Annotated in this window: 4 protein-coding genes; all 4 read right to left on the bottom strand. The window is 62.0% G+C overall.

Annotation, left to right across the window (positions count from 1 at the left end; genetic code table 11):
• Positions 1–342, bottom strand: a 342-nt coding sequence (locus VF515_14400) for a hypothetical protein (GenBank protein ID HEX7408822.1), incomplete at its 3' end; no start/stop codon positions are given.
• Between the two features lie 138 nt (positions 343–480).
• On the bottom strand, positions 481–1,896 hold the full coding sequence (locus VF515_14395) for a hypothetical protein (GenBank protein ID HEX7408821.1): 1,416 nt from the start codon (positions 1,894–1,896) through the stop codon (positions 481–483).
• A gap of 213 nt (positions 1,897–2,109) precedes the next feature.
• On the bottom strand, positions 2,110–2,814 hold the full coding sequence (locus tag VF515_14390) for a class I SAM-dependent methyltransferase (protein ID HEX7408820.1): 705 nt from the start codon (positions 2,812–2,814) through the stop codon (positions 2,110–2,112).
• Between the two features lie 7 nt (positions 2,815–2,821).
• On the bottom strand, positions 2,822–3,270 hold a 449-nt coding region (locus VF515_14385), incomplete at its 5' end, for a hypothetical protein (GenBank protein ID HEX7408819.1).

Raw genomic sequence — 3,270 nt, 5'->3', positions numbered from 1 at the left:
CGCCAGCTCGTGATGGAGCTTGGCCATCTCTCTGGCCTGTTCGGCGGCCTTCTTCAGATCCGCGCTCAGATTCTCGCAGTGTTTTTTCAAGTTCGGTTTCGTCGTGTGTGCATATTGCTCCATGGCGTAGTGCTTGGCCATGTCGCCGTGCAACGTCGCTTTCGACTGCAGCTCCATCGCCTCCTGCTCAAACTCGGCGGCGATGGCTTCGTGGTCCGCCGCGGTCTTCGCCGCAGCGATCTTCGTACCCAGGTCGGCTTGAGCGTCAGCGCGGCCTGTCGAAAGCACCAACAGCGCAACGCCGAAAGTGAGCATACAAAGAATGATCGGTATCCGTTTCATAGCTTCCTCCTTCTGCCCTCAATATTCCTGTAAATCTTGCGAATGCCCACAGAACTCGACTGCACGGATGTCACCGGGGGCCCGCGACTCCGTTGCTTGCCCTCTGAACGGTTCGATACCGATGCAGTCATCGAGTCCTCAAGCTCCCGCTGTCTCCCGGACGAGAAAGCGCTCGCGCCGCAGGACCGCGAAACGAGCCGTCAACCGCTCCGAGTCGTAGTCCCGTTGTACACTCGAGAAGTCGTCTGGCCCGCCATAGCGCGCGTTTCCTCCCACCAACGCCCATAAGTGCAGGTCGCGTGTGACCTGATATCCATCGACGTGCGTCCAGAACTCCTGTTGCCCCCAGCCGTACTTCGGCGCCAGACGCAGGTAGACATCGAACGGGATGCAAGTGACGACGTACTCCAGCGGATCAAGGCCCAGGCCGACGCAGACATCGGAGCCATGCGTGAGGAGCGCATCTTCGACAAGCATGCGCGGAAGGCCACGGCGCCGTGACAGGCCGAGAGCATGTAGCAGCGCCGTACGAGCGTCGGGATCGGTTTCTGGGAACGTTTCTACGAGCAGGGTCTCCGGACCAAACCAAGGCAGGTAGCGAGTCCCGGCAGAAGTGATGGAGGGGTGAACCATCAAGAAATCAAGATTGTCCCGCAGGGCAGGTCTGACATCCGGCGGACAGGGGTGTCCACACGTACAGCTTTCAGCCTCAGGGTGCGGTTCGGTCAGTGGCAGCTCCGGAAAGGTCGCGCGGTCAGCGCAAGCACAGCCCAGGTAGGCGTTCAGACCGCCAACGGGTTGCAGCGTCTCCATCACCAATCCCAACTCGCAGGCGCGGCTGACGGCGGGCTCAGGGAACGCTCTGGCGAGGTCTCTCACCCGATCGGCCGCAGGCCGCGGCACGCGGAGACGAGCAGAGGAACCGCCGCTCTCGGCGGCGACCGAATCCGCTACTTGTTTCACCCGTGCGAAATCGCCTGCGTCCACCGCCTCGAGAATCCGTTTTCGCAGCTCCGGGCTGTCAACTACCGGGCCAGGCTTGTCACCACTAATGAGCTGCAGGCGTTCAAAGTGCGCCACCCTGGCATGGTAGAACGCACTCCCCTCCTTGTCCTGTTGGCCCACAGTTCGGAGTTGGTCGAGCACCGCGTCGCGTGCTTGGCTCAGGTTCGCACTCGCTTGCGGCACGACGCCCGTCAAAGCCAGAGCGGTAACGTCGGTGTGAATGAATCTGGGACCGTATACTGCGTCCGCAATGGGCAGGATCTGACTGCCGGCAAGCAGTCGTCCGCGCGCTTCGGCGGCTTGTTCCGCCAGGGCTCGCACCTTTGGCCACTCGCCTCGTTCGGTAGCCTGGCGGAGTTCCTTGGTCAGACGCGGGAGACTTTCCTGATCCTGCCGGAGACCGAGGTAGCGCTCACGTGTACAAACCTTCGGGAGCAACTGCCCGGCTCGATGCAGATATTGATCGGCGTACAGCCAGTCGAGCCTGCTCAACGATACGAGCGCACGAAGGACCGCTAACGTATCTGGGTTAGGCAGCTCAACTCCCATGGCATCGTTCCTCCTTCGGCGTAATTGCTGTGGGCACGGTCGTGCGGAGCCGCGGTTCATAAATACTTCCAACTACCTTGCCGCACAATACGCCTAGCGTTTGCTGGGTTGCAGGAAGCCACACTTCTTGTTCTTGCGAGCCACCCACGTTTGGGATTCCACATCTTGCGATCACATGGTGGCTACCTTGCTTCCGACCGGCGTCGACGTTGTCTAGTGGCGCTCGGAATCCGACTGCTGGGCGCGCTGCTGACGGTCACCATGAAGAATATCCCGACTATACGTTTCATCCTGTCCTCCCTTATTCGATGCGGCCCCTGGCCGCCGTGCTTCAATCGCCTTGACCACGTCGACGTATACGTTGGCTTCGCGGCGCAGCTCGAAGCCAGCCCGTACGAGATTGCCCACCGTGTCGCGGTTCATGTCGGGACCGAAGCGGCGCGAGATCGGCGTCATCAGATCTTGCGCGATCGCGATCGGCCCGACGCGACTGCGGACGTGCTCGAACATCAGCAGTCGCCCGCCCGGTTTGAGGCAGCGGTACACTTGGCGCAAGCCGGCGATCGGATCGGGTACCGAGCACAACGTGCAGGAGGTAACGGCCGTGTCGAAGGTCTCGTCTGGAAACTCGAGTGCCGTCAGGTCCATCAACTGGATGTCCAACGCGCCCTGGTAACGCCGCGCCTTCACGCGGGCCCGCTCGATCATGCCCGGACTGATATCGACGGCCGTGATGGTCAGCCCCGGCGGGAAGAACTGGAAGTCGTTGCCGGTGCCCGCCGCCACCATGAAACAGCGCCCCTGCATGCCGGCGAACAGCCGCCGCTTGGCGGCGCCAAAGCGCCGCTCATCGGCCCAGCCGGTGAAATCGTAGAGTCGGCTCACCCGGTCCCATTTGCTCTGTACTGTGCGGCTCATTTACACCTCACGTCTCACTCGTCGTGATCCGCAGTGCGCGGTCATAGACTTTCACCGCCGCAGTCACGAACAGCCCGAATACGGCGCCCACGACGACGGCGCGATTGAAGGACACCCAGCGCATCTGCATCGAGTCCCGCATGGCGAAGAACATCCCGCCGTACATGCCGATCAGACTGCCGGGAACCATCGTCTGAAAGGGCCCCAGCAACGGCGAAATGACAAGCCCGAAGACCACGTGTACGCACATGCCGACGACCATCCCGATCAGCATCGCCAGCACCATGTCCATCTCCTGGCCGATCACGCCACGCACGGCGGCCGCCGTCAGCATGCCGGTGATCGCCCCCGCGAAGTAGTCGCCGATGGAGAACAGCAGCGGTTCCAGCTTGCTCGCTCGTCCTTCGCTCATGCTGCCTCCTGCTGCTGCGGGCATATCAGTGCTGATGTGCATCC

This window comes from Candidatus Binatia bacterium (assembly GCA_036382395.1).
Lineage (GTDB): Bacteria > Desulfobacterota > Binatia > HRBIN30 > HRBIN30 > JAGDMS01.
This window is presented reverse-complemented; position numbering and strand designations above follow the sequence as displayed.

Coding starts and splice junctions, on each gene's coding strand:
- VF515_14395 (HEX7408821.1), bottom strand. CDS start 1,896: ATGGGAGTTGAGCTGCCTAACCCAGATACGTTAGCGGTCCTTCGTGCG.
- VF515_14390 (HEX7408820.1), bottom strand. CDS start 2,814: ATGAGCCGCACAGTACAGAGCAAATGGGACCGGGTGAGCCGACTCTAC.